21 protein-coding genes are annotated in these 21,062 nt (G+C 60.8%); 10 read left to right on the forward strand and 11 right to left on the reverse strand.

The annotated features are described in order from the left end of the window. Positions 1 to 144: 144 nt before the first annotated feature. The gene (locus ACVIW0_RS22850; protein WP_461354381.1) at positions 145 to 564 is read right to left on the reverse strand and encodes a hypothetical protein; all 420 of its coding nucleotides are present in this window, start codon (positions 562 to 564) and stop codon (positions 145 to 147) included. A gap of 987 nt (positions 565 to 1,551) precedes the next feature. On the opposite strand from ACVIW0_RS22850, the gene ACVIW0_RS22855 reads away from it, so the two are divergent. From ACVIW0_RS22855 to ACVIW0_RS22865, 3 genes are all read left to right on the forward strand, one after another. Further along, positions 1,552 to 1,758, forward strand: coding sequence for a hypothetical protein (locus ACVIW0_RS22855; protein WP_461354382.1), 207 nt, complete (start codon positions 1,552 to 1,554; stop codon positions 1,756 to 1,758). A 111-nt stretch (positions 1,759 to 1,869) separates the two neighbouring features. Then, entirely contained in the window at positions 1,870 to 2,898 is a 1,029-nt protein-coding gene (locus ACVIW0_RS22860) for a glycosyltransferase family 4 protein (RefSeq protein WP_461354383.1), read from the forward strand. 230 nt (positions 2,899 to 3,128) lie between these two features. Further along, entirely contained in the window at positions 3,129 to 4,238 is a 1,110-nt protein-coding gene (locus ACVIW0_RS22865; protein ID WP_461354384.1) for a DUF1236 domain-containing protein, read from the forward strand. Positions 4,239 to 4,361: 123 nt separating this feature from the next. Here ACVIW0_RS22865 and ACVIW0_RS22870 read toward each other — a convergent pair whose 3' ends face one another. The 7 genes from ACVIW0_RS22870 to ACVIW0_RS22900 form a co-directional block, all read right to left on the reverse strand. Continuing rightward, positions 4,362 to 4,667 (reverse strand): fumarylacetoacetate hydrolase family protein, encoded by a 306-nt coding sequence (locus ACVIW0_RS22870; protein WP_461354385.1) that lies wholly within the window; start codon positions 4,665 to 4,667, stop codon positions 4,362 to 4,364. A gap of 199 nt (positions 4,668 to 4,866) precedes the next feature. Next, a complete protein-coding gene (locus ACVIW0_RS22875; RefSeq protein ID WP_461354386.1) occupies positions 4,867 to 6,051 on the reverse strand; it encodes an aminotransferase class V-fold PLP-dependent enzyme in 1,185 nt (394 codons plus the stop codon). Then, positions 6,048 to 7,115 (reverse strand): tryptophan 2,3-dioxygenase family protein, encoded by a 1,068-nt coding sequence (locus ACVIW0_RS22880; protein ID WP_461354387.1) that lies wholly within the window; start codon positions 7,113 to 7,115, stop codon positions 6,048 to 6,050. The genes ACVIW0_RS22875 and ACVIW0_RS22880 overlap by 4 nt, the downstream gene beginning before the upstream one ends. 444 nt (positions 7,116 to 7,559) lie before the next feature. Then, positions 7,560 to 7,883 (reverse strand): hypothetical protein, encoded by a 324-nt coding sequence (locus ACVIW0_RS22885; protein ID WP_461354388.1) that lies wholly within the window; start codon positions 7,881 to 7,883, stop codon positions 7,560 to 7,562. Positions 7,884 to 8,052: 169 nt separating this feature from the next. Next, positions 8,053 to 8,379: a hypothetical protein gene (locus ACVIW0_RS22890; RefSeq protein WP_461354389.1), complete on the reverse strand. Its 327-nt coding sequence runs from the start codon at positions 8,377 to 8,379 to the stop codon at positions 8,053 to 8,055. 47 nt (positions 8,380 to 8,426) lie between these two features. Continuing rightward, a complete protein-coding gene (locus ACVIW0_RS22895; RefSeq protein ID WP_461354390.1) occupies positions 8,427 to 8,609 on the reverse strand; it encodes a hypothetical protein in 183 nt (60 codons plus the stop codon). 140 nt (positions 8,610 to 8,749) lie between these two features. Then, positions 8,750 to 9,646 carry a LysR family transcriptional regulator gene (locus tag ACVIW0_RS22900; protein WP_461354391.1) on the reverse strand — a complete coding sequence of 299 codons (897 nt, stop codon included), beginning with the start codon at positions 9,644 to 9,646 and terminating at the stop codon, positions 8,750 to 8,752. A 222-nt stretch (positions 9,647 to 9,868) separates the two neighbouring features. Between ACVIW0_RS22900 and ACVIW0_RS22905 the strand changes: the two genes are divergently transcribed. The 7 genes from ACVIW0_RS22905 (at position 9,869) to ACVIW0_RS22935 (ending at position 16,422) form a co-directional block, all read left to right on the forward strand. Next, positions 9,869 to 10,009 carry a hypothetical protein gene (locus tag ACVIW0_RS22905; protein ID WP_461354392.1) on the forward strand — a complete coding sequence of 47 codons (141 nt, stop codon included), beginning with the start codon at positions 9,869 to 9,871 and terminating at the stop codon, positions 10,007 to 10,009. Between the two features lie 154 nt (positions 10,010 to 10,163). Beyond that, positions 10,164 to 11,165 (forward strand): helix-turn-helix domain-containing protein, encoded by a 1,002-nt coding sequence (locus ACVIW0_RS22910; protein ID WP_461354393.1) that lies wholly within the window; start codon positions 10,164 to 10,166, stop codon positions 11,163 to 11,165. Between the two features lie 792 nt (positions 11,166 to 11,957). Further along, positions 11,958 to 14,012, forward strand: coding sequence for an FUSC family protein (locus tag ACVIW0_RS22915; RefSeq protein WP_461354394.1), 2,055 nt, complete (start codon positions 11,958 to 11,960; stop codon positions 14,010 to 14,012). Beyond that, positions 14,009 to 14,218 (forward strand): DUF1656 domain-containing protein, encoded by a 210-nt coding sequence (locus tag ACVIW0_RS22920; protein ID WP_461354395.1) that lies wholly within the window; start codon positions 14,009 to 14,011, stop codon positions 14,216 to 14,218. The genes ACVIW0_RS22915 and ACVIW0_RS22920 overlap by 4 nt, the downstream gene beginning before the upstream one ends. After that, positions 14,215 to 14,658 (forward strand): DUF983 domain-containing protein, encoded by a 444-nt coding sequence (locus ACVIW0_RS22925; RefSeq protein WP_461354396.1) that lies wholly within the window; start codon positions 14,215 to 14,217, stop codon positions 14,656 to 14,658. The genes ACVIW0_RS22920 and ACVIW0_RS22925 overlap by 4 nt, the downstream gene beginning before the upstream one ends. Next, the gene (locus ACVIW0_RS22930; RefSeq protein WP_461354397.1) at positions 14,655 to 15,578 is read left to right on the forward strand and encodes an efflux RND transporter periplasmic adaptor subunit; all 924 of its coding nucleotides are present in this window, start codon (positions 14,655 to 14,657) and stop codon (positions 15,576 to 15,578) included. The genes ACVIW0_RS22925 and ACVIW0_RS22930 overlap by 4 nt, the downstream gene beginning before the upstream one ends. 721 nt (positions 15,579 to 16,299) lie before the next feature. Continuing rightward, positions 16,300 to 16,422 (forward strand): hypothetical protein, encoded by a 123-nt coding sequence (locus ACVIW0_RS22935; RefSeq protein ID WP_283806591.1) that lies wholly within the window; start codon positions 16,300 to 16,302, stop codon positions 16,420 to 16,422. 36 nt (positions 16,423 to 16,458) lie between these two features. Here ACVIW0_RS22935 and ACVIW0_RS22940 read toward each other — a convergent pair whose 3' ends face one another. The 3 genes from ACVIW0_RS22940 to ACVIW0_RS22950 are packed head-to-tail and all read right to left on the reverse strand — an operon-like array spanning position 16,459 to position 21,056. Next, positions 16,459 to 17,457 carry a formate dehydrogenase subunit gamma gene (locus ACVIW0_RS22940; RefSeq protein ID WP_461357400.1) on the reverse strand — a complete coding sequence of 333 codons (999 nt, stop codon included), beginning with the start codon at positions 17,455 to 17,457 and terminating at the stop codon, positions 16,459 to 16,461. A gap of 41 nt (positions 17,458 to 17,498) precedes the next feature. Continuing rightward, positions 17,499 to 18,095, reverse strand: a complete 597-nt coding sequence (fdh3B, locus tag ACVIW0_RS22945) for a formate dehydrogenase FDH3 subunit beta (RefSeq protein ID WP_035983358.1) — start codon at positions 18,093 to 18,095, stop codon at positions 17,499 to 17,501. Between the two features lie 12 nt (positions 18,096 to 18,107). Beyond that, positions 18,108 to 21,056, reverse strand: coding sequence for a formate dehydrogenase subunit alpha (locus ACVIW0_RS22950; protein WP_461354398.1), 2,949 nt, complete (start codon positions 21,054 to 21,056; stop codon positions 18,108 to 18,110). Between the last annotated feature and the right edge of the window lie 6 nt (positions 21,057 to 21,062).

A 21,062-nucleotide genomic window follows, 5' to 3' on the forward strand; every position in this document is an offset into this window, starting at 1 on the left:
GAAAAGAAGCCCCGACCGGCGTCTCGCCTTCGAGCGAACCGAGCCATTTGCTGGTGGATAGTGACAGAATGCTGGCCGTGATCCTGCAAAGGAATAGGCCGCGCCTTCTATAGCGCGGCCTCGCTGCGTGCGGATCGATAGCTCTCACCAGTGCCGGTAATGCCGATGCCAGTGGTGTCGAATGACTGGATAAGAGCCACGGTAATAGGCGTAGGCCGGGCGGACGACTCGGTGATAGCGATAACCGTAGGAGACGGGCGCCGTGTAGTAGGTCGTGCTATAGCCGCCGCCCCAGCGATACGGCTCGTCGTACCCGTAGTCGTAGGCGTACGGGCCGCCATAATAGCTGGCGCCGTAGTAGCCGGGGCCGCTGTAGTAACCGTAACCCGGTCCCCAGCCGTAAGCCGAAGAGGCGAGCCCGCCGATCACGGCACCGGCAACCAAGCCACCGGCGATCCCTGGTCCCCATCCGCCTCGCCAGTGAGCTTCGGCCGGAGCCGTCGTGGCTACAGAGGCCAGACCGAGGGCGCCAACCATCAGCGCCGATATTGCAATCTTTTTCATCGAGGATCCTTTCATATTGTTCGAGCGCCCCATCAACAACGGGAACAATTGGCAATGGTTTCGCTTGCCCGACGGCGGGCGGGCAATGGGTACTCGGCGCCGACGCACCTTGACCCGAGCGCATCGAACTTTCACCCCAACAGGAAGTTCTAGGCGGGGCTCAGTTCATGCTGCGCCGCGGAAGCGCTCGATGGCTGTTGCCCGATGTGGCCGCGTTAACTTTGTTGAATTCGCCGGAGAGAGTTTTACGCAATCGGCTCTTCTTGCGCTACGGGTTCCGATGTTCGGTAGGCCACGATCGCGCTCTTGCGCGCCGTAATCGACGAGGTCTGCGAAGATGTCTCGCGCTATGAAGCCCCAGTGTGCGCCCACGTGGCCTCAAGGATTCTGAAGCGGCTACCAACAGTGACGCCTCGTCCGAGAAGCTAGAACCAGGTGGGACGCGAGGCCCCTAACGACGTTCCGACAGGGGGCGATAGGCAGAAGCAGGCGGGGTGAACTTCCAGGTCACTGTGCCCAAGACCCTGGTCAGTATCCCGAGGGGGTTCGCGGTCATGCCGACCTCAAGCGCGATATAGCGATTCTGGCGACGAGGGGGCGACTGGGCCGAGCCGACTAAGCGCCTTGCCGCTCGCGCTGTCCGAGCTCGATATCCTCTCGCATGTCGAGCGTCTGAAAGGCAGATGGCACACCACTGAGAAAGGTCGTGCCGTGCTCGAGTTCATGGAGGCGGGACCGCCGAGATGCGGACGGAGAGCGCCGCGCCCGCAGCAAGCCGTCGGCTTCAGCCCCACTTCGTCCCCGCTTCTTGCCGCCAAGCGCTCTGGCCGAAGCCAGCGCCTGCAGCGTCGCTGTTCGGCACGCGAGAGGACCGCCAAAGCGTGTTGGATACGTATTCTTTGACTCATTTGGGTGGCCGGGAAAAATAGGAAACTTTGCTGACGTCTTGAGTTGCCAGAGGTTGGATCGGTCGCCGGGAGCGTGAAGATGGTCAACGATGTCGTCTTGAAGAATGCCGCGGAGACCGCCTGGACAGTTTACCGGGCGCGCCACCCTGACGTTGGTCCGCAGGACAACCGGCGCTGCCTTCTCGAACGCTTCCTGCAAAGGAGAGGGGAAGAGCGAGAGAGCGATACCGAAGAACTCGCCGGCTTCGGGATTGCCTACCTGCACCGCCTTCCCCTAGACGAATGAAGACGAGCATGAAAATGCTCGTCATACACGTAGGTCGGGGGAGTACAAGGCCCCTTTTCGACGCTGCTCGCGATCGCCTTTCTCATCTCCGCGGTCTTTGGTGAGTGATCGATGCGGATCGCCCAGCTTGCCCCCTTGGCCGAGAGTGTTCCTCCAAGGTTGTATGGTGGCACGGAGCGGGTGATCGCCTGGCTGGTGGATCAGATGGTCGAACTCGGGCACGACGTCACCCTGTTCGCGAGCGGAGATTCGAGGACGAAGGGGAAGCTCCATGCTGTCTGGCCGCGCGCATTGCGGCTGGGACAGAAGGGCGTCGATTCAAACGCCGCCTGCGCGCTGCTGATTGAGGCCATCGCCGAGCGCGCAGGCGAATTCGATGTAATCCACTCGCATGTCGACTGGTTGCCTCTGCCGGTCCTGACTCGCGCGGGTGTGCCGTTTCTGACGACCATGCACGGGCGGCTCGACCTTCCCGGCTTGTCCGACGTCGTCGGCGCGTTTCCGGAGGCCCCATTCGTCTCCATTTCGGACAATCAGCGCCAGCCCCTTCCGGGCGCGCACTGGATCGCGACGATTCCGCACGGACTACCTAAGGATCTGTTTCGGCCCTCCTACGAATCGGGTTCGTACCTGGCTTTTCTCGGGCGACTTACTGCGGAGAAAGGCCCGGAGGATGCAATACGCATCGCCCGCGCCGTCCGGATGCCGCTGCGGATTGCCGCCAAGATTCCCCGCGCGCAGACGGTCTACTTCAAAAAGAAGCTCGAGCATGAGATCGACGGCGAGAATATCATGCTGGTCGGCGAGGTAGACGAAGTCCGCAAGCAACCGTTCCTCGCGGGTGCCGCCGCCTTGCTGTTCCCAATCGATTGGCCCGAGCCCTTCGGCTTGGTGATGATCGAGGCGATGGCGTGCGGCACGCCCGTGATCGCCTATCGCTCCGGATCGGTGCCGGAAGTCGTGGAGGACGGTGTCACAGGCTATATTGTGGACAGCGAGGAGCAGGCGATGGAAGCCATCAAGGAAGCCGTGCGGCTGGACAGAAGAACGGTCCGCGCCCGTTTCGAGGATCGTTTCGTCGCCAGTCGCATGGCGAGGGAATACGAAAGCCGGTATCGCGAGCTGGTCGCTCGCAGGTGACGCCGCTCGAGGAACTCGATGCTGCGCTCTCGCAAGCGCTTTAGGCGGGCGAGGATTCTTTCCGCGGACCACCTCTGGTAATTAGCGCGCGCTCGCCATTCCGCGAAGCAGCATCGCCGGCTCCCCAGAGAAAATCCCGGCCCCGATCTCACGGCAATTGCCGATATTTCTCGATTCGGAACCGAAGGCCATGCCGAGGGTTGATCGGCGTCCACATTAGGGAGGTTCAGATGAACAAGCGTTTATTCTTGGCTACGACCGCTGCGGTCGCCATCGCGACTTCGGCGTTTGCGCAGTCTTCTCCAAGCACGTCAAGCTCCAGTCCGTCGACGACGCAGCGTCAGCAGGATTCCACATCAACCACGTCACCATCGACATCGACCACGTCATCCGGCTCGTCATCCGGATCCGCACAGACCAACCCGTCGTCGAATTCCGCCCAGACGCAGGCTCCGTCCTCGAACGGTCAGACTGCGGCAGGCCAGTCGTCCAGTTCTGGAAGCGGCACGAACACGACCCAGGCGCCTGCCTCAAACAATTCGGCCAACCAGGCTCAGAGCAATCCCTCCACCCAGGGTACAACGCCCTCGAACCCGGCGCAGACCAATCCGCCGTCAAGCACGAACAATCCGACGCAGAGCGCCAATCCGCCCGCCTCGAACACCAACCAGGCGCAGTCGCCGACGGGTAGCGGATCGACAAACACCGCGCAGCAGCCGAACAATCAGCAGAACACTGCTGACCGTTCGTCGAACACCAATGTGAACGCCTCGGCGAACATCAACGACCAGCAGCGGACGCGCATCAGCACGTCGATCTCGCACCTGAACGTGCAGCCCCTCACCAACGTGAACTTCTCGTTGTCGGTGGGCACGGTCGTGCCGCGGGACGTCCGCCTGCAGCCACTGCCAGCCGAGGTCGTCGAGATCGTGCCCCAGTATCGGGGCTATGACTTCGTCCTGGTGAAAGACGAGATCGTGATCGTGGAGCCGTCCACCTACAAGATCGTGACGGTCCTGCCGTACTCCGGCCGCTCGACCGCGTCGGCGCCGGCGCGCACCGAGCAACGCAAGGTGACGTTCAGCGACCGCGACCGAGAGGTTGTCCGCAAACACGTCAAGGCTCGCCCGGTCGAACGCGAGAGTCGCACGACCGGCAGCACCGTCCGAACCGAGATCCGGACCGGCGAGCGCGTGCCGGACGGCGTTGACATCGATGTCTTTCCAGACGAGGTCTATCGGGATGCTCCGAGCCTTCGCGAGTACCGGTACATCAACCGGGACAGCCGCACCTACATCGTCGAACCCCACGAACGTCGGGTCATCGAAGAGATCGACTGATCTCGCGCGGGCGAGGTTGGTCGCACCGAGCAGATCCGTCTCACGCCTGATCACGGATAAAATCCCAGAATTTTGAAGGGCCGCCTTCCGGGCGGCCTTTTGCATTTGCGGGCTCTGGCAAACCTACCGTTTGCCGCCATCGATTACGGTAAAATTCCGCGTTATCCGAACCGGCCGATTCGGGTCCAGCGGCAAGACGGTGTCCAGCAAATCCCCGATACTCCACACGCGCTCAATCCACTCCAAGCGCGACCGCAGGCGTGGTGCGCAGAGCTTCATGTACGCGGCAGAGGTTGTAGTGAGCCACTCGGTTTCGAAACGCTGCAAATCTCTCGCACTCCAATCGTTCAGCAAGACGATACCGAAGACGTACTCTTCAAACTCGGATACGCTGATCGGCTGTCCACGCTTGGAGGCCCGGCAAATCACAAGGGCGCGGGCCCGTCCGGGTAGACGTGGGTGAAGCGACAGGTGACTTCACCGATCATCCCGGTCGCTTGCAGAATTGCGCGTTCGACGGGTAGGCCTGCTCCCGACGAAGCCGTTCAAACCCTCGCGGACGCGGCTGGTTCTGGCTGCAAGAACGCGCAGAACCGCAGACTGCGCACCATTGAGTGCCGGACGGGCCTTAGTTGCCAATCACACGTCGGATTCTCGCCAGCGCCTGATCGAGGTCCGCTGCATTCGTGCAAATTCCGAAACCGAAGCGAAGGCGGTCGCCGCGGTGATCGCAGTGCACGTGGACGTCGGCAAGTTTTGCCTCAATCTCGCCTGCACGCCGCGTCCGGAACGTCAGAAAATTGCCGTGCTGGGCCTTAGCGCCCCATGGCGTAATCAAATCTGCAAACCGCAGTCCCTCATTGTGCTGAAGCGCGAGCCCCTCGATGAATAACGTCATCAATCCCTGCGCGTGACGGTGGATTTGCTCAGCGGTCAAGCTCTCACGGGCAAACCAATCGAATACGGCGACAAGCCGGTAGAGACCCGAGGGATCGAAGGTCGCACCGAGGAAACGGCCGGCATCCCGCGGATACCCGACTGATTTCCCCGGAGGCGCTGCAAGCGAGCCAAAATCGGCGAACCAGCCTGTGTCTCGGGGTCTTGGGCCGTAGCCAGGCGGGCAATGCAGGAAGCAGCATCCCTCCCCCGCCATCGCATATTTGTAGCCGCCTGCGAGATAAAAGGCGCGGCCCGCGATCTCAGACAGATCGGTTGGACGGGCCATGAAGCCGTGATAGCCGTCGATTACGATGAAAGTATCGCGCGAAGGTACTGCCTCGACCAGGGCCTTGAGATTTCCCGACGTTGCTGACGAGGTGAAAAACACCTGGCTTACAAAGACAAGGTCATGTTCGCCGCTCCCGCATGCCGCATGAAAGCGTTCAGCGAAGGTCTCGTATGGCTCGACGGATATGCGCGTGACGGCGACCAATCCATCCTCCTCCAGGCGGTCGATCTGACGCCGTGCGGTATGGAATTCGGCGTCGCTCGTCAGGATACGGATAGGTCGATCCGACGGAAAGCAGGACAACAACCTGCGCAGGAATTCGTGCGTGTTGGGCGCAACGGCGATGGTCGATGGGTCGGGTAGTTGGAGGTGCTTGGCGATCCCGGCCTGGACCCGCGGGATCAGCTCATCGAACACCAAGCCCCATTTTTCGCCGGCGAGCCGCGCCGCATCGCGCCAGCACTGCTCTTGCGCCGCGAGTGTCACGTCGGGCCAGTCGTGGTGGCTGTGCGCCGCGAGGTTGATCCGCTCAGGCGCCGCGGCGCGAAACTTCGCAAAATGAGCGGTAAGATCGAGCATGGTCATGACGCGTAAACGAACCTCATCTGCTCCTGAATCGGGGCCGGGAGCTCGGGCACAGCTGAACGCGGAATGAGGAAAGTGGACAGTCGAAACAGGTCAGAGAAAATGCGATGTCGCTCGGCCGTCATCCGAAGATAGGCGTGACCCGAGGAGCCGCCAGTACCGATCTTCAAACCGATCATGCGCTCCACCATGAGTGCATGCCGATATCGCCACAGAGTTAGGGTTTCGTCGATGTCCATGAGGGCAGTCAAAAGTCCGAACGCCGGCTGCACGGCAGGCTTGTCACGATAGAGCGTGATGAAAAGGGCAGCCTGCACTGATTGCGGCAACAGCCGCCAACTACCCCCCTCGTCTGTTTCCGAGAAAATTTCCGAGAACGACGCAATAGCCCGCTCGATATTCTTCAGTTCGCGATCGCGCTTTTCCGGCGGGATCGCAGGATCCGCACGCACCAGCTCGGCATCGCGAGCTAGATGCTTTTTGACCGCAGTGCGATAGGCCTCGCGGAATGTCTCCCCTCCCCAGTCGAGAAATGGCGTTCGCGCAAGCCAACGATTGAGCAAGTCAAATAATGATGGCCGAGCGCCGGCGGCTCGAAGGGCGTCCCGATCCGATTGGGAAAGACGCTCGTCGATCGCCTTTTCATCAAATGGAATGCGCGTTTCAGGCGGCAAGCCGAGCCGCGTCTCGATCAGCCGGAACTGCAGGGACTGGAAACCCGAAGCCGGCATCAACAGGTCGCGAAAATCCAGGAAGTCAAATGGCGTCATGGTTTCCAGCACGTCAAGCTGGGCGACGACAAGCTTGAGGATTTCGTGGACACGATTGAGCCCGTGTACGATACGGGCCATGGCATCATCGGTGACTGGGATCGTGCCAAAGTCTGCCTCAACCCGGTCAAGCTCATGCAGGATCTGCTTGAACCACAGCTCGTAGGCCTGGTGGACGATGATGAATAGCATCTCGTCATGGGCGCTGATGCCGATTCTGGCACTTTCGGGCTCTTGCGATGACAAGAGGCGGTCGAGCCGCAGGTAATCGCCATAGTAGACCGGTACGCGCATCGCTGATCTCCATCGAAATGACGGATGACACCAACTCTTGCGCGGCATCATCCTCTCAATGCGGGTCCGCAGCAAGTCCACATCTTGCCGGGTTCGTCGCTGGCCCAACGTTCGGCGCACTTGTCCCGGTTCTTGGGTGGTCTACCGCCGGTGCAGTGTCCGTGACGCTGACGGCCGTCGCTGCCGCACTCGTCACGTGCCTGATCAATCCGCGTCGGATGCGCGGCAACTAACCCGCTTCGAAAACTGAGAGACCTACGATGAGCTGTTACTGGCCTGCCCGCGCAATGATTAACGATCCCGTGTCCTACAAACGTTGCACGGATCAAGGTTCCGGACATTCAAAAAAAATATGGCGGAAAAGTCCTGTCGCGCGGCGCGAGCTTTCAGGGCATGCACTCGTCACCTGGATTCTTGCCTTATTGACGACTTAGTCCGGTTAGGTCAGCGGTCGGCGCAACCCGCTCGCCGATCCAGGAGCTGAGCATTTTGGTGGTAGAGAGTGGCGGATTGCCACAGCGTGCGGTGATAGAGCTGCCCCTTCACGGAGTTTGGCGCGACCTCCTCGCAAAGATCGGGCCCCATCGTCAAATGGTGCATGCCGATGTCGGCATGCACGCTCCAATATCGCCCGGAATCGATTTTCAGGTTCTTCAGAACGGGAATAATAGCGCTAAAGAAGTCGAACGCGACACCTTCACTGACCACGACCTGCACGTCATGAGGATCTCGCATGGCGCTCCGCCACCAGAAAGACAACGCATTCATGGTCTCAAGAGTCGCAGGTACGCTACCTGGTTCAGGAGACCTCCGGCGCTGGCGGCCAGAATGTGACGACGTGAAATGGTGTTCATCGTATTTTCCTGTCTCACTTTTCCTTTTGAGAATGCTACTGCTGCATGGTCACACATGGATTGGCAGCCGCACGAGTCGAAGTTCAGTTCGAGGCTGTGCCCGGTTTGCGAATGAGCACGCTGTCCCCTTCGCGGCTGATCTCGATCACGCCCGCCGGTTGCGGTGTCGAGAGAAGCACGCGCTGACCAGGTGTAAGAACAGATACGACGCGGAGCGGTGTTCCTGTTTCGCCCTGTGCCAAGGTCGCAACCACGTGGAATCCGTCGCGCTCGACAGTATAGTAGGCGACCCCAGATATCGCGCCGAGGTCGATGCTCTTGGCCTCGATTGGACGCAGCCCTTCTGCCTGGGCGGCCGTGAGGGAGGCGATACCGAATCCAGCAGCGAAAAGCGTGTTGCGGATTGACATGACGATTTCTCCGAATAGTTGACGATCGAGCACTGCGAAGTCGTTGATTACGACAACGGTTCGCCGCCCCGATGAATCCAGGTTCCGTTGATGACGATCGGTGCGCTATCGGGCTGCCCGTTGACCGGATCGACCGACGGGAAGACGCTGTCGTAGATCGCGCGGGCTTCCCGTATCAGGCGGAGCCGTTCGCGCTCGGCCTTCGGGATAAATTGGATAACTTCACCCATGTTCGCCTCCAGTTCGCAACGCCGTTTCCGGCAGGTCGTGACTGGGAGGTAGGGCGAAAGGCCGGGGTCAACAGGCGGGGAACCCGGGAGTCATCCTTCCGGATTTTGGAAACTCGACAGCGGAGTGAGCACGGCTCGGTTTACTCCGCGAAAACTCGCTTCAGCCGCGGTGCTGCAAAGTCAAGGAACGCTCTGACCTTGATCGGCAGAAATCGGTTGGCTGTGTAGACGAGATTAACCGGCATTGCCGGTGGCTGGAATTCATCCAGCACGGTCATCAATGCTCCCGCTTCCGAACCGGCTTCGAGTTGATAGGCAAAGGCGATGGAAATTCCCACGCCAGCGCGGGCTGCCGTACAAGCCGCTTCCGCGCTGCCGACGGTGAGCCGCGTATGCACCGGCGCGGCGATGGGCGCCTTGCCTCTCACGAACGTCCAGACATCGGGTGGCGAGAAGCCGGGATAGCTGATGCAATCATGCGCGGCCAAATCTTCAGGCGTACGCGGCGTTCCGCGCGCCGCCAGATAGGCCGGACTGGCGCACACCACCCGGCGCGTCCTGCCGAGCCGTAGCGCGACCAGGCTCGAGTCCGGCAATTCGCCGATGCGCACCGCGACATCGATTTGCTCCTGGGCAAGGCTCAGCTTCTGATCGGTGGGGATCATCCTGACCTTGATATCCGGGTAGGTCTTGAGGAAATCCGCGATGATCGGCATCAGAATGATGCGCCCAAGGCCCAATGGGGTGGTCACGGCCAGCTCGCCCGTCGGCGTGGTATACTCGCCGGAGGCGGTACGCTCCGCTTCGAGCACATCTGTGAGGATGCGCTTGCAAGCTGCAACGTAGGACGTGCCTGCATCCGTCAGCACCAGCTGCCGGCTCGACCGGTTGAAGAGCTTGGTCCGCAGGTGAGCCTCGAGCTCGGATACGTTGCGACTGACTGTTGTGAGTGGCGTTTTCAGTTGCCGCGCCGCCGCGGACAAGCTGCCCTGCTCGACCACGGTCAGAAAGGTCGACATCGCTTCCAGGCGATCCATCGGATCTCCTTCCATAAATCGGGAGGATACCTTCCAACTTTGCCATACCGCCCCGGATTTCGGAAGACGGCATCGGTTGGGTGAATCAGCTGGCGATCTCGTACGAACCTTCCGCTGCCTGGAAGGACCCTTTCCACGTATGGCCCTTTCTGAGTCGAGCTCTCCAATCGATGTTTTGGGATGATGACGTGAGAAGCGCCGTCCTCAACACGGGAGAGTTCAATGACAAGGCATCTCGAATCCTATCGGTACGAAATCCAGTACAGCGACGAGGCCGACTTCGTCACATATCGGCGCAAGTCAAGCGACGGCGTTTGGCAGACGGTGTCGGCGTGGATGATCCCAAATTCGGCGGAGTATTGAGTATTAGCGGCCATTGCCGCGGGCGTGTGGGGCGGCGCTGTCTGGTGTGAGACTCGCAAACACTAACAGCCTCTAACAACCGATAACGAGCAAATTGCGCCGCCTGTGCCGAGTTAGCCTCCCAACAATGATGAATGCGATCCTGGAGCGCCACATGGAGATGCAATCAGAGCAGCTGACCGCCGCAGGCCGCTATGAGCAGTGGCCGCACCGCGGCGTTTGGGATCGGGACTGTCCTGGCAAGCTGCTGCTGTCGTCGACGGATCGGGGCTGGTCCGGCCTGTCGGCCGAATTGTGCGCTGTTAGAAGAGGGGTTGGCCCGTGGAGGACCCCACAATCTGATATCCGGATTTGCGTCGCCACCCGGAGCAATCAAGCGACTCTGACGCGGCGGGCGCCAGGCATCGAAAGTCAGATAGTCGCCGAGCGAGGTACGGTTTGGCTCTCTCCTCCCGGCTTGCAGGAAGGTGAGATCGATTTCGCTGAGGATCTGCCGGAATTCTTGCACATCTATCTTCCACTAAGCCAGTTCTCGTCGAGCAATTTCGAAAACGAGACCGGTGAATCGGTAATCCACGCGTTAAACTACGAAACAGGTTTCGAGGATCCGCTGCTGGCCGAGATCGGATTTGCCGTCGCCTCCGAGCTAAAGACTGAAACTTCCACTGGCAGTCTGTTCGTCCAATCCCTCGCATCCAGTCTGGCGGCGAGGTTGCTTCAAAAGCGGGACAGCACATCGCTCACTCAGCTTTTTCCGCGTCGTGCCCACCATGGGCTCGATCAGCGCAGACTCTTTCGTGTGCTGGACTACATCGATGCGAATCTGGAACGTGACCTCAGCCTCGAAGGCATGGCAACGATCGCGTGCCTGAGCAAATACCATTTTGCGCGAGCCTTCCGACAAGCCGTCGGAGAATCTCCCCATCGCTACGTCAGTGCCAAGCGCCTGGAGCGGGCGAAAGCCCTGCTGATACGTAGTGATCGCCCCTTGGTGGACATCGCGCTGACGCTCAACTTTTCCAGCCAAGCCAATTTCACGCGAGCTTTCAAGCAGGCGACCGGGCAGGCGCCAGGTCAATATCGTCAAACGGCGGGATCCCACGCAGCCCAATCCACCCTGATGGACGTCAGGCATTCGCTTTCGGTTTTTGCCTGAGCCTGCATATCGTTTGCGAGCTAGCCGGCAGCAACAAATGACAAGATGAGAGCACGCTCTGCAAAGCACGCGGGCCGTCATGCGACTATCTTCGCCAGGCTGGTTATTCACTGAAAGGCCGCTCGACGTGCCGATACGTCAATACTTCGTGTGCGTGGGAGGCGCCCTCCTCGGGTTGTTGTTTGCGGCTGACTGGCTGCTCCCAGCGCCTCCTGCATATTCACATTCCGCGGTCGCTCCGAGCGAACGGGCCAACCTGCGTATCACCTCGGACCAAAAATGGCCGGAGCGGATAGTATTCGACACCGCTCACGCGCCAGTGACACACATTGCTGAGTCTGGCCTCGCGCCGGACCTTGTCCCCGAAGTTTTTTCCCAGACCTCGCGGCGCAGCCCACGCGATGCGTTCGCTGCGGTGGAAGAAGCTGCGGCGGCTGGCCCGACAGCAAAAAATGAAAATGCATCGGCAATCCATGCAAAGCCGCAGCAGCCCAGGACGCGTATGACGAGTGCAGCCAAGACCCATTGATCGAGAGCCGACATGAAAGACGTTCTGTGCCTCGCCGTATTCGCAGGGATACTCTTGTGTCTCGCGATGTTCGTGACGGTCCTGAAACCGGACGCTATCGGCGTCATCCGGACGTCGGCGCCTGCCGCTAGCTGCGGATTGCAACGCCCAGCACGGCAGGAATGCGTTTCGAACGTATTTGCAACAGCTTCGCTGTCCGAAGCGAAGTCATGCATCGCACATAGAAATTCCGCTCACTGCTGACGCAACGGTTCGCCGCCGCCATGACCCAAGCTGCCTCATTCCGCGATCGACATGCCGCCATCATCTTCGCGCTGCGGACCTTTGCAGCGGCGATGCTGGCGTTCTCGATCGCGCTGCTGCTGGACATGCCGCGTCCTTATTGGGCCATGGCGTCAGTCTACATCACCTCGAACCTCTTCACGGGAGCGACCACCTCAAAGGCCGTCTATCGCATTTTGGGCACACTGATCGGTGGGGCAGGCACCATCGTGCTGGTTCCGAACCTCGTCGACGCGCCGGAGCTGCTCAGTCTCTGCATCGCCGTGTGGGTCGGCATCTGCCTGTATCTCTCGCTGATCGACGGCACGCCGCGCGGCTACGTCTTCATGCTGGCCGGCTACACCGTCGCGCTGCTCGGATTTCCCATCGTCTCGACGCCCCAGTCGGCCTTTGACATCGTGGTTTCCCGCGTGCAGGAGATCATGCTCGGAATCGTGTGCGCGAACATCGTCGCGATGCTGGTGATGCCGCGCAGCGTAGCCTCCGCCGTCACCGCGCAAACCGACGCATGGCTAGCCGGCGCGCGCCGGCTAGCCGCAGACGTCCTGACGGGCCGCGGCGGCGATCAGCAGCGTGATAGCGAACGCCTACGTCTCGCCGCCGCGGCTTCCGAAATCGACCAGCTTGAGCGTCATCTCGGCTATGAGGCGACCACGTCCACGAACATGGGACGGGGGCTGCAATTGCTCCGGCAGCACATGCTGTCGCTACTGCCGCTGCTCGGATCGATCGAAGATCGCAGGCTTCCTATCAGCTCGCATGAAGAGGCCGCTGTGCGGGTCGCCAACATTTGCTCAAGGATAGCGGCATGGCTCGAAGCGGGCGGTCGCGATGGGCAGGAAGCAAGCGGGTTGCGCGCAGCACTTGATGAAGTACGACCAGCACCGAGCGTGGACGCCGACTGGATCGAGATCACGATCTTTGGTCTCGTTGCGCGGCTCCGCAACCTTATCGATGTCATGCAGGATTGCCAGCTTCTGCGCCAGGCCATCTCCGAGGAACGCAATCCCGATTCGTTTCCTCTCGCCCTCTCTCATGGCGCCGCGGCTGTTGCCGTCCCGCATCGCGACTACTGGTCTGCGCTCCTGGCGGCCGGGTCCGTGGCCCTTGCGGTGCTATGCTGCAGTTGCTTCTCCATTGCGACCGGCTGGTCAGACGGGGTTGCCGCACCGCTTTTCGCAGCTGTCGTCGGCAGCTTTCTGGCGGGCGCGGACGATCCGCTTCCGGCGTTCCGCAATTTCTACGGACTATTCCTCGTCGTGATCGCCGTCCATGGCATCTACCTGTTTGGCGTGTTGCCGCGGATTACGACTCTCGAGGTGCTCATCGCCGCATTGATGCCTCCCTTCGTGCTGTTCGGCTGGATGACTGCGCGGCCCGCGACCGCGCGTATCGGCGCCATACTTGCCATCTACCTCTCGGTGCAACTCGCGTTGACCGAGACCTATTCGGCCGATTTTATCACCTATGCCAACTCCAGCGTTGCGCTGATGCTCGGTGTAGCGCTGACCGGCGTGACCTGCGGCATCGTTCGCCTGGCTGGAGCCGATTGGATGGCAAAGCGATTGCTACAAAGCAATTGGACCACGCTTGCATCAGTCGCCGAGCGCACCTCGGATCAGGACCCCTTTGCGCTTGCCAGCCTCATGCAGCATCGCCTCGCCCTGCTTGCTGCGCGTATCGCCGTCGTCCCTGCCGACGCAAGGAGCGGCGCCGCCAATCTTCGTCAACTTCGGACGGCGCTCAACATTCTCGGCGTGAGGCGCTCGAGCCTGGGGCTGTCACGCTGCGCAAGAGCGGCAACCGAAGCGTTCTTCGCTCGTCTTGCCCCGATTTGCCGGACCCACACGAGGGGGACGATCCCCGATGACCTGATGGGGCAGCTCGACGGGACCATCGCATTGACGTTGCAGGAACCAAGGAGCGAAGCCCGCGATCGCGTGCTGGTCGGTCTCACCGGCGTTCGTTCCGGGCTCTTTCCGGAGTCGCCGGCCTATCAACCGCAGCAAATCGAACCTGGGACGATCGCCGCATGAAATATCAACTTGACCTATTTGGCGTGCTCGTTCCGACGCTCCTGCTCTGGACAGTTGTTGCCTACGCGTTCGAGCGCCTCATCAGCAAGCATATCGCGCGTATCGGCCTCTATCGATGGATCTGGCATCCCGCACTCTTCGATTTCGCGCTTTTCATCTGCCTCGTCACCGGCCTCGTCTTAGGCTCAGCGGAGTTACTCACATGACCGCACCCGTCTCCCTCAAGAAGGCTTTATGGCGCGGGTTCACGATGAAGTGCCCGAACTGCGGACAAGGCCACCTGTTCGGCGCCTTTCTCAAGGTGGTCGACAATTGCGAGGTTTGCGGTGAAGATTACACGCCGCAACGCGCCGACGACCTTCCGGCCTATCTCGTGATCGCGATCGTTGGCCACCTTGTCGTGCCGGGACTTCTTGCCGTCGAGATCGCCTATTCACCTCCGGCCTGGCTTCAGCTGCTGATCTGGCTCCCCGTCACCGGGCTTTCGGCTCTCTTTCTCCTGCAGCCCGTAAAGGGGACGATTGTTGGCCTCCAATGGCAGACCGGCATGCACGGATTCGAGATCGGCAGACGCCGCCGGGATCGAGAGGCCCCCGATGGCGTCACTCCCATTCCTCACCTCGCCTCCAAGGAGTTGGTGCCATGAAAGCCGTTCTGAACCCGCTGCGTCGCTTCGCGCTGACCGGTCTCATTGTGCTGGTCGCACTTTGGGCCGGTTACAAGCTGTGGGATTACTATTTTGATGCACCCTGGACCCGTGACGGACATGTGCGAGCCGACGTGGTGCCCGTGGCTCCCGATGTTTCCGGCTTTGTCAGCGAGGTTCTGGTTCGGGACAATCAGCAAGTAAAAAAGGGCGATGTGCTCTTCCGGATCGACCGGGCGCGCTATGAAATCGCGCTCAAGCAGGCAGAGGCGGTACGGGAAGGCAAGCGCGCCACGCTCGACAACGCCAATGCCGATCTAAAGCGCTACAGCGCGCTGACACCCGGCGTCGTGGTTTCCACGCAGCGGATGGACCAGGTCGTCGCCATCCAGGGCTCGGCCCAGGCGGCCTATGACCAGGCCTTCGCGGACGTTGCCCTTGCGAAGCTCAACATCGAACGCAGCGAGGTACGGGCCTCGGTCAGCGGCATTGTCACCAACAACGAGCTGCGTCCGGGCGCCTATCTCACTCCCGGAAAGGGCGTGATGGCGCTGCTCGATAGTGACACGCTGCACGTCCAGGGCTACTTCGAAGAAACCAAGCTGCAGCGCATCCATGTCGGCGATCCCGTCAACGTGCGCCTGATGGGAAGCAGCCGTGCGTTGCTGGGCAAGGTCGAGAGCGTTGCAGCCGGTATCGAAGATCGCGATCGCAGCAACGGCTCGACCCTGCTCGCCAACGTCAACCCGACCTTCAACTGGGTGCGGCTGGCACAACGTGTCCCAGTCCGGATCGCGCTCGATCGCGCCGACGAGCGCAACCAACTCGTCGCCGGAGCTACGGCTACCGTCGAAGTCCTTGGGTCTGCTCCGCAAGGGGGCATCGCTAAAGCTAGCAACCGACAAACCGCCTCACGATAGCACGACTCAGAGAACGGCCAGTGGCATTCCAGAGCATTGCAACATCACCTCAGGTTGGTGAACAACACGATCGTCTCCCGAACGGTGCCGGTGTTGGCTCTCGACCAGGGAGGCGTGTGGCGCTTTGTCTTAGGAGCCGGCCTCCTCGAGCGCGAGGATGGACTTCGTGAATATCCTGATCGCATTTCTGGCCCTAGCGAGCGTAGGCGTTTTTGCGGCCCACACCATCGATGCGCTCCGCGCACGACGGTGAGGCCCACCTCGCGGTGCGGCACGCAACCGCATCCTATTTGCTCGGCCGCTCGGCCTCGAACTCTGTCTTTGTGGTGTAGTAGCCGCGAGGATAATAGGGCCCATCACGGCTGCAGAGGGCCAATCACCGTAGGGTGCGACCAAACACACATTCCCTCAATTGACTTCTGTTGATCTCCCGATGCACAGGTCGTGCACAATGCGGCTATCCAACCAATTGAAATTGTTGAGATTTATATCTCATCATTGGGCTTGGGAATTTATCAATGCTGCGCAACGGGAAGCGACGGAGTTTTTCCTTTGAAGGTTCACCGTCTTATCTGGAGACGCCGGTGCGACGAGAACGGCGTCCGCGCACATTCTTCTGCGGCCTCCTCGAACCGCAGCTAACGACGGCACATGACGGCGCTATGCGCGATGAGCTGTTTTATGTAAGCTCATGACATCCCGGCCGTTTTGGGAGACAGCGATGAAGTCCTTCTTGCTCGCCTGCGCGGCCGCCATTGTTCTGGCAGCAATTGGGGCCGCAGTTCTGAACCGCGTGCAGGAGCCGGTCCAGCAAGCCTTTGCAACGACCGGCGTGCGCCTTTAGTGGGATGCGCCAAACGTCTCGGGCTGCGTGCGCCACCTACTCCGCGGCAGTGGGCTGTGTTCGCGCATCGTTTGCACCGATACGCGCATTCTCCTCTTCGAGCCAGAGACTATGGTGCTCCTTCGCCCAGTTGACGTCGACGGTGCCGCTACCCATAGCCTCGAACGCCCCTTCCATGCCTATCGTGCCGATATAGATGTGGGCCAGCATCACCGCGATGAACAGCATCGCCACGGTGGCGTGGACGACCTGCGCGAGCTGCATCCCTTCGATACCTGATAGATAGAACGGGAACATCAGCTCATATCCGGTGGCTGCCACTACGCCCCCGCCGATGACAACGATCCAATAGATTGCCTTCTGGCCGGCGTTGAAACGATAGGCCGGTGGGTGGTCGTGACCCACGATGCCGCCGCCGCGCTTGAGCCAAGCGATATCCACCTTATTCGGGATATTGCCAGCGAGCCACATCAGGAAGATCAGAACGACGCCAATCGTGAACGGCAAGCTCAGGTAATTGTGCGCATACTTCGCCCATTGCGACCATTCGGAAAACACTTCGTGACCCACCAAGGGCAGAAGCAGCGTACGGCCGAAGGTGACGTTCAATCCCGAAAGCGCAAGAATGATGAAGCAGGTCGCCGTCATCCAGTGCACGAAGCGCTCGAATGAGCCAAAGCGCACGAGGGTCCGGCCCGAACGACCGCTCTGAAGCCGCACCATGCCCCGGATCAGATAGAAAATGATCAACGCCGCAAGCATCCCCAGAATGGCGATACCGCCTATCCAGTGCAGCGTCACGTTCCGGAATTCACGCCATTCACGGCCTGCCGGTTGCTCGAGCACGCCGGAACGCTGGTCGGGAATGCTGACGCGTCCCTGGACCCGGTTGAATTCCTGGAGAAGCTGCTGCTCCTTGACTGAGCTTGCGGTCGGATTGACCTGCTGGGCAATGGACGGTGAAGCCGCGAATACCAACAGCGCCAGCGCGCCTGTACCAACCGCGAGCCGAATAAATCGTGCAAGACACACCATCAATTCCTCCCGGTATTGAGCGATCGCCGGCGATATCGCCATTACGACTCAATCGTCTCCCGATAGGCGGTCTTCCAGCCCCAGGCGCCGGAGCCGTAGCCGCGCTTCATCACACGCTCCTTGTAGATCTGGGCAATGATCTCGCCGTCGCCGGCGAGCAGCGACTTGGTCGAGCACATCTCGGCGCAGAGCGGCAGCTTGCCTTCGGCGAGACGGTTTGCGCCGTATTTCTCATACTCCTCCTTGCTGCCGTCAGCTTCGGGACCGCCAGCGCAGAAGGTGCACTTGTCCATCTTGCCGCGCGAGCCGAAGTTGCCGACCTTCGGATACTGCGGCGCTCCGAACGGACAGGCGTAGAAGCAATAGCCGCAGCCGATGCAGAGGTCCTTGGAATGAAGCACGACACCGTCGGCCGTCGTGTAGATGCAATTCACCGGGCAAACCGCTGCGCATGGGGCGTCGGTGCAATGCATGCAGGCCATCGAGACGGAACGCTCGCCCGGCTTTCCATCATTGATGGTGACGACGCGGCGCCGGTTGATGCCCCAGGGTACCTCGTGCTCGTTCTTGCAGGCGGTGACGCAGGCATTGCATTCGATGCAACGGTCGGCGTCGCAGAGGAATTTCATACGTGCCATGGTCGTTGCTCCTTATGCCGCCGCGATCTGGCAGAGGGTGACTTTGGGCTCCTGCATGCCGGTCGCCGGATCGTATCCGTAGGTAGTGATCGTGTTCGCGCTTTCGCCGAGCACGATCGGATCGGTGCCGTTCGGATAATTGCCGCGCAGATCCTTGCCTGCGAACCAGCCGCCGAAGTGGAAGGGCATCCAGGCGACCCCCTTACCGACGCGTTCAGTCACCAGCGCCTTCATCCTGGCGCGCGAATTGTTTTCGGCGCCTGTCACCCAGACCCAGCCGCCGTCCTTGATGCCGCGATCGGCGGCATCAGCCGGGCTGATCTCGATGAACATGTCCTGCTGCAATTCAGCAAGCCACGGGTTGGTGCGCGTCTCCTCGCCGCCACCTTCGTACTCGACGAGGCGGCCCGAAGACAGGATAAGCGGGAATTGTTTGGCGATCCCCTTCTCGACTGCGGCCTTCTGCACGGAGAAACCGATGTTCGGCAAGCGGAATTGCTTGGCGTCGGGCAGGGTCGGATATTTCGCGACCAGGTCGACGCGCGGCGTATAGATCGGTTCGCGATGAACCGGAATGGGATCGGGCAGGCCGAACGCGTTCATGCGCGCCTTACCGTTGCCATAGGGCACACAGCCGTGTTTGAGCGCTACGCGCTGGATGCCGCCGGAGAGGTCGAGCGACCATGAGACCGCGTCCGGATTGGCGGAGTTGATCTTGGTGATGGTGGCCATCTCCACCTCGCTGAGATCCTTGTCCCAGCCGAGCTTCTTCAGGCTCGCCAGCGTGAATTCCGGATAGCCGTCCGTAATTTCGGAATCCTTGGAGTAGGATCCCTCCGCAAGCAGGCTCACCTTGCGCGTGGTACCGTCCGCAAGCTTCTCCTCGCGCTCGATGCCGAAGCGCGGACGGAACGTGCCGCCGCCATCCATCACACTCAAGTTGGTATTGTAGAGCAGCGGCGTGCCGGGATGGCGCACCTCAGGCGAGCCCCAGCACGGCCACGGCAGGCCGTAATAGTCGCCGCCGACTTCGGGATCGTCCTTGGGCGCCCGCATGGTCAGGAAGTCGAACTTGGCCTGGTTCTTCATGTGCGCCTTGAGGCGCTCGGGCGACTGGCCGCAATAGCCGGTGGACCAGCTGCCGCGATTCATCTCTCGCAGGACATCCTCGGCCTCCGGCAGATTGTTCTCGACCTTGATGTTCTTGAACATCTTGTCGGCGAAGCCGCACTTCTTCGCCATCAGATAGATGATCTCGAGATCATCCTTCGATTCGAACACCGGTTTGACGATCTGCTCACCCCACTGCAGCGAGCGGTTGGAGGCGACACGCGAACCCTTGCACTCGAATTGCGTGGCAACCGGAAGAACGTAGACGCCATCCTTGCGTCCCGCCTCGATGGAAAGCGATGCCCAAGTGGTCGGATGCGGGTCGGCGATGACAAGCAGTTCAAGCGCCTTCAGCCCGTTGAGGGATTCAGGGATACGGGTGATGCTGTTGGAGGCGTGTCCCTGCACGAACACCGCCCTCACATTGTCTCTCTGCGCGACCTGATCCTTCGGCAACGTCACCGCGTCGAACCAGCGCGTCAGCGGAATGCCAGGGGTTTCCATGATCTGCTTGGAATCGAAGCGCGATTTCAGAAACTCATAGTCGACCTCCCAGACCCGCGACCAGTGCTTCCAGGCGCCCTCGGCAAGGCCGTAGTAGAACGGCAGCGTGACGATATCGAGCCCGACGTCAGTCGCTCCCTGCACGTTGTCATGGCCGCGGAAGATGTTGGCGCCCATACCCGGTCCGCCGACGTTGCCGGTCATGAGGAGCAGGATGCAACTCGCCCGCACGTTGGCCGTGCCGACTGTCTTCTGGGTTTGGCCCATGGCCCAGATCAGCGTCGACGGCTTTTCGGTCGCAAACATCTTGGCGACACGCTTGAGTTGTTCGCCGGGAATACCGCTGACGCGCTCAACCTCCTCCGGATTCCATTTGTCGGCCTCCTTGCGAAGATCGTCGAAACCGTAGACGCGCTGCCTGATGAATTCCTTGTCTTCCCAGCCGTTCTGGAGGATGTGCCACATGATGCCGTAGAGCACCGGGATGTCGGTACCCGGCCGCATGCGGACATATTCAGTCGCGTGCGCCGCGGTTCGCGTTAGACGGGGATCGATGACAATGAAGTTGGCCTTTTGGAGTTCCTTGCCCTCGAGCAGATGCTGCAACGAGACCGGATGCGCCTCAGCCGGATTTCCGCCCATGATCATTTGGGTCTTGGCATTGCGGATATCGTTGAAGCTGTTGGTCATCGCGCCGTAGCCCCAGGTGTTGGCTACGCCGGTGACGGTTGTTGAATGGCAGATGCGTGCCTGATGGTCGGTGTTGTTGGTGCCCCAGAATGCTCCGAGTTTGCGGAACAGATAGGCGCCTTCATTCGTCATTTTGGCCGAGCCGAGCCAATAAACCGAATCCGGGCCGGATTTCTCGCGAACCTCGAGTAGCTTGTCGCCGATCTCGTTGATCGCCGTCTCCCAAGAGACGCGCGTCCACTGTCCAGCCACCAGCTTCATCGGATAACGGAGCCGGCGTTCGCTGTGCACGAGCTCGCGCACGGAAGCGCCTTTCGCACAATGCGATCCGCGATTGATCGGAGAATCCCAACTCGGCTCCTGACCGATCCAGACCCCGTTCAACACCTCCGCGGTCACGGTGCATCCCACCGAGCAATGCGTGCAAATGCTCTTGCGAACCGTCGCCCCCGATGAGAGGGGACCTGCCATTGCTGCTTTAGCGGTCCGCACGCTGCCAGGCGGCAGCGTGCTCAACGCGGCGAGCGCACCGCCCGCAAGACCCGAGCGGCGCAGGAAGGTGCGGCGGTCGAGACCATTCCTTTGCCCGGACAAGCCTGCCGCGATAGATCCGCTTGAGACGATTTCGGAACGCTGTTGTGTTCTCTTGATCAGCACGGCCGC

It is taken from the genome of Bradyrhizobium sp. USDA 4454, from assembly GCF_054822705.1.

Excerpts from the sequence above, each read along its gene's own strand:
- ACVIW0_RS22850 (WP_461354381.1), bottom strand. The coding sequence starts at position 564 with ATGAAAAAGATTGCAATATCGGCGCTGATGGTTGGCGCCCTCGGTCTG.
- ACVIW0_RS22855 (WP_461354382.1), top strand. The coding sequence starts at position 1,552 with ATGGTCAACGATGTCGTCTTGAAGAATGCCGCGGAGACCGCCTGGACA.
- ACVIW0_RS22860 (WP_461354383.1), top strand. The coding sequence starts at position 1,870 with ATGCGGATCGCCCAGCTTGCCCCCTTGGCCGAGAGTGTTCCTCCAAGG.
- ACVIW0_RS22865 (WP_461354384.1), top strand. The coding sequence starts at position 3,129 with ATGAACAAGCGTTTATTCTTGGCTACGACCGCTGCGGTCGCCATCGCG.
- ACVIW0_RS22875 (WP_461354386.1), bottom strand. The coding sequence starts at position 6,051 with ATGACCATGCTCGATCTTACCGCTCATTTTGCGAAGTTTCGCGCCGCG.
- ACVIW0_RS22880 (WP_461354387.1), bottom strand. The coding sequence starts at position 7,115 with ATGCGCGTACCGGTCTACTATGGCGATTACCTGCGGCTCGACCGCCTC.
- ACVIW0_RS22885 (WP_461354388.1), bottom strand. The coding sequence starts at position 7,883 with ATGAATGCGTTGTCTTTCTGGTGGCGGAGCGCCATGCGAGATCCTCAT.
- ACVIW0_RS22890 (WP_461354389.1), bottom strand. The coding sequence starts at position 8,379 with ATGTCAATCCGCAACACGCTTTTCGCTGCTGGATTCGGTATCGCCTCC.
- ACVIW0_RS22895 (WP_461354390.1), bottom strand. The coding sequence starts at position 8,609 with ATGGGTGAAGTTATCCAATTTATCCCGAAGGCCGAGCGCGAACGGCTC.
- ACVIW0_RS22900 (WP_461354391.1), bottom strand. The coding sequence starts at position 9,646 with ATGGATCGCCTGGAAGCGATGTCGACCTTTCTGACCGTGGTCGAGCAG.
- ACVIW0_RS22905 (WP_461354392.1), top strand. The coding sequence starts at position 9,869 with ATGACAAGGCATCTCGAATCCTATCGGTACGAAATCCAGTACAGCGAC.
- ACVIW0_RS22910 (WP_461354393.1), top strand. The coding sequence starts at position 10,164 with ATGGAGATGCAATCAGAGCAGCTGACCGCCGCAGGCCGCTATGAGCAG.
- ACVIW0_RS22915 (WP_461354394.1), top strand. The coding sequence starts at position 11,958 with ATGACCCAAGCTGCCTCATTCCGCGATCGACATGCCGCCATCATCTTC.
- ACVIW0_RS22920 (WP_461354395.1), top strand. The coding sequence starts at position 14,009 with ATGAAATATCAACTTGACCTATTTGGCGTGCTCGTTCCGACGCTCCTG.
- ACVIW0_RS22925 (WP_461354396.1), top strand. The coding sequence starts at position 14,215 with ATGACCGCACCCGTCTCCCTCAAGAAGGCTTTATGGCGCGGGTTCACG.
- ACVIW0_RS22930 (WP_461354397.1), top strand. The coding sequence starts at position 14,655 with ATGAAAGCCGTTCTGAACCCGCTGCGTCGCTTCGCGCTGACCGGTCTC.
- ACVIW0_RS22935 (WP_283806591.1), top strand. The coding sequence starts at position 16,300 with ATGAAGTCCTTCTTGCTCGCCTGCGCGGCCGCCATTGTTCTGGCAGCA.
- ACVIW0_RS22940 (WP_461357400.1), bottom strand. The coding sequence starts at position 17,457 with ATGGTGTGTCTTGCACGATTTATTCGGCTCGCGGTTGGTACAGGCGCG.
- fdh3B (WP_035983358.1), bottom strand. The coding sequence starts at position 18,095 with ATGGCACGTATGAAATTCCTCTGCGACGCCGACCGTTGCATCGAATGC.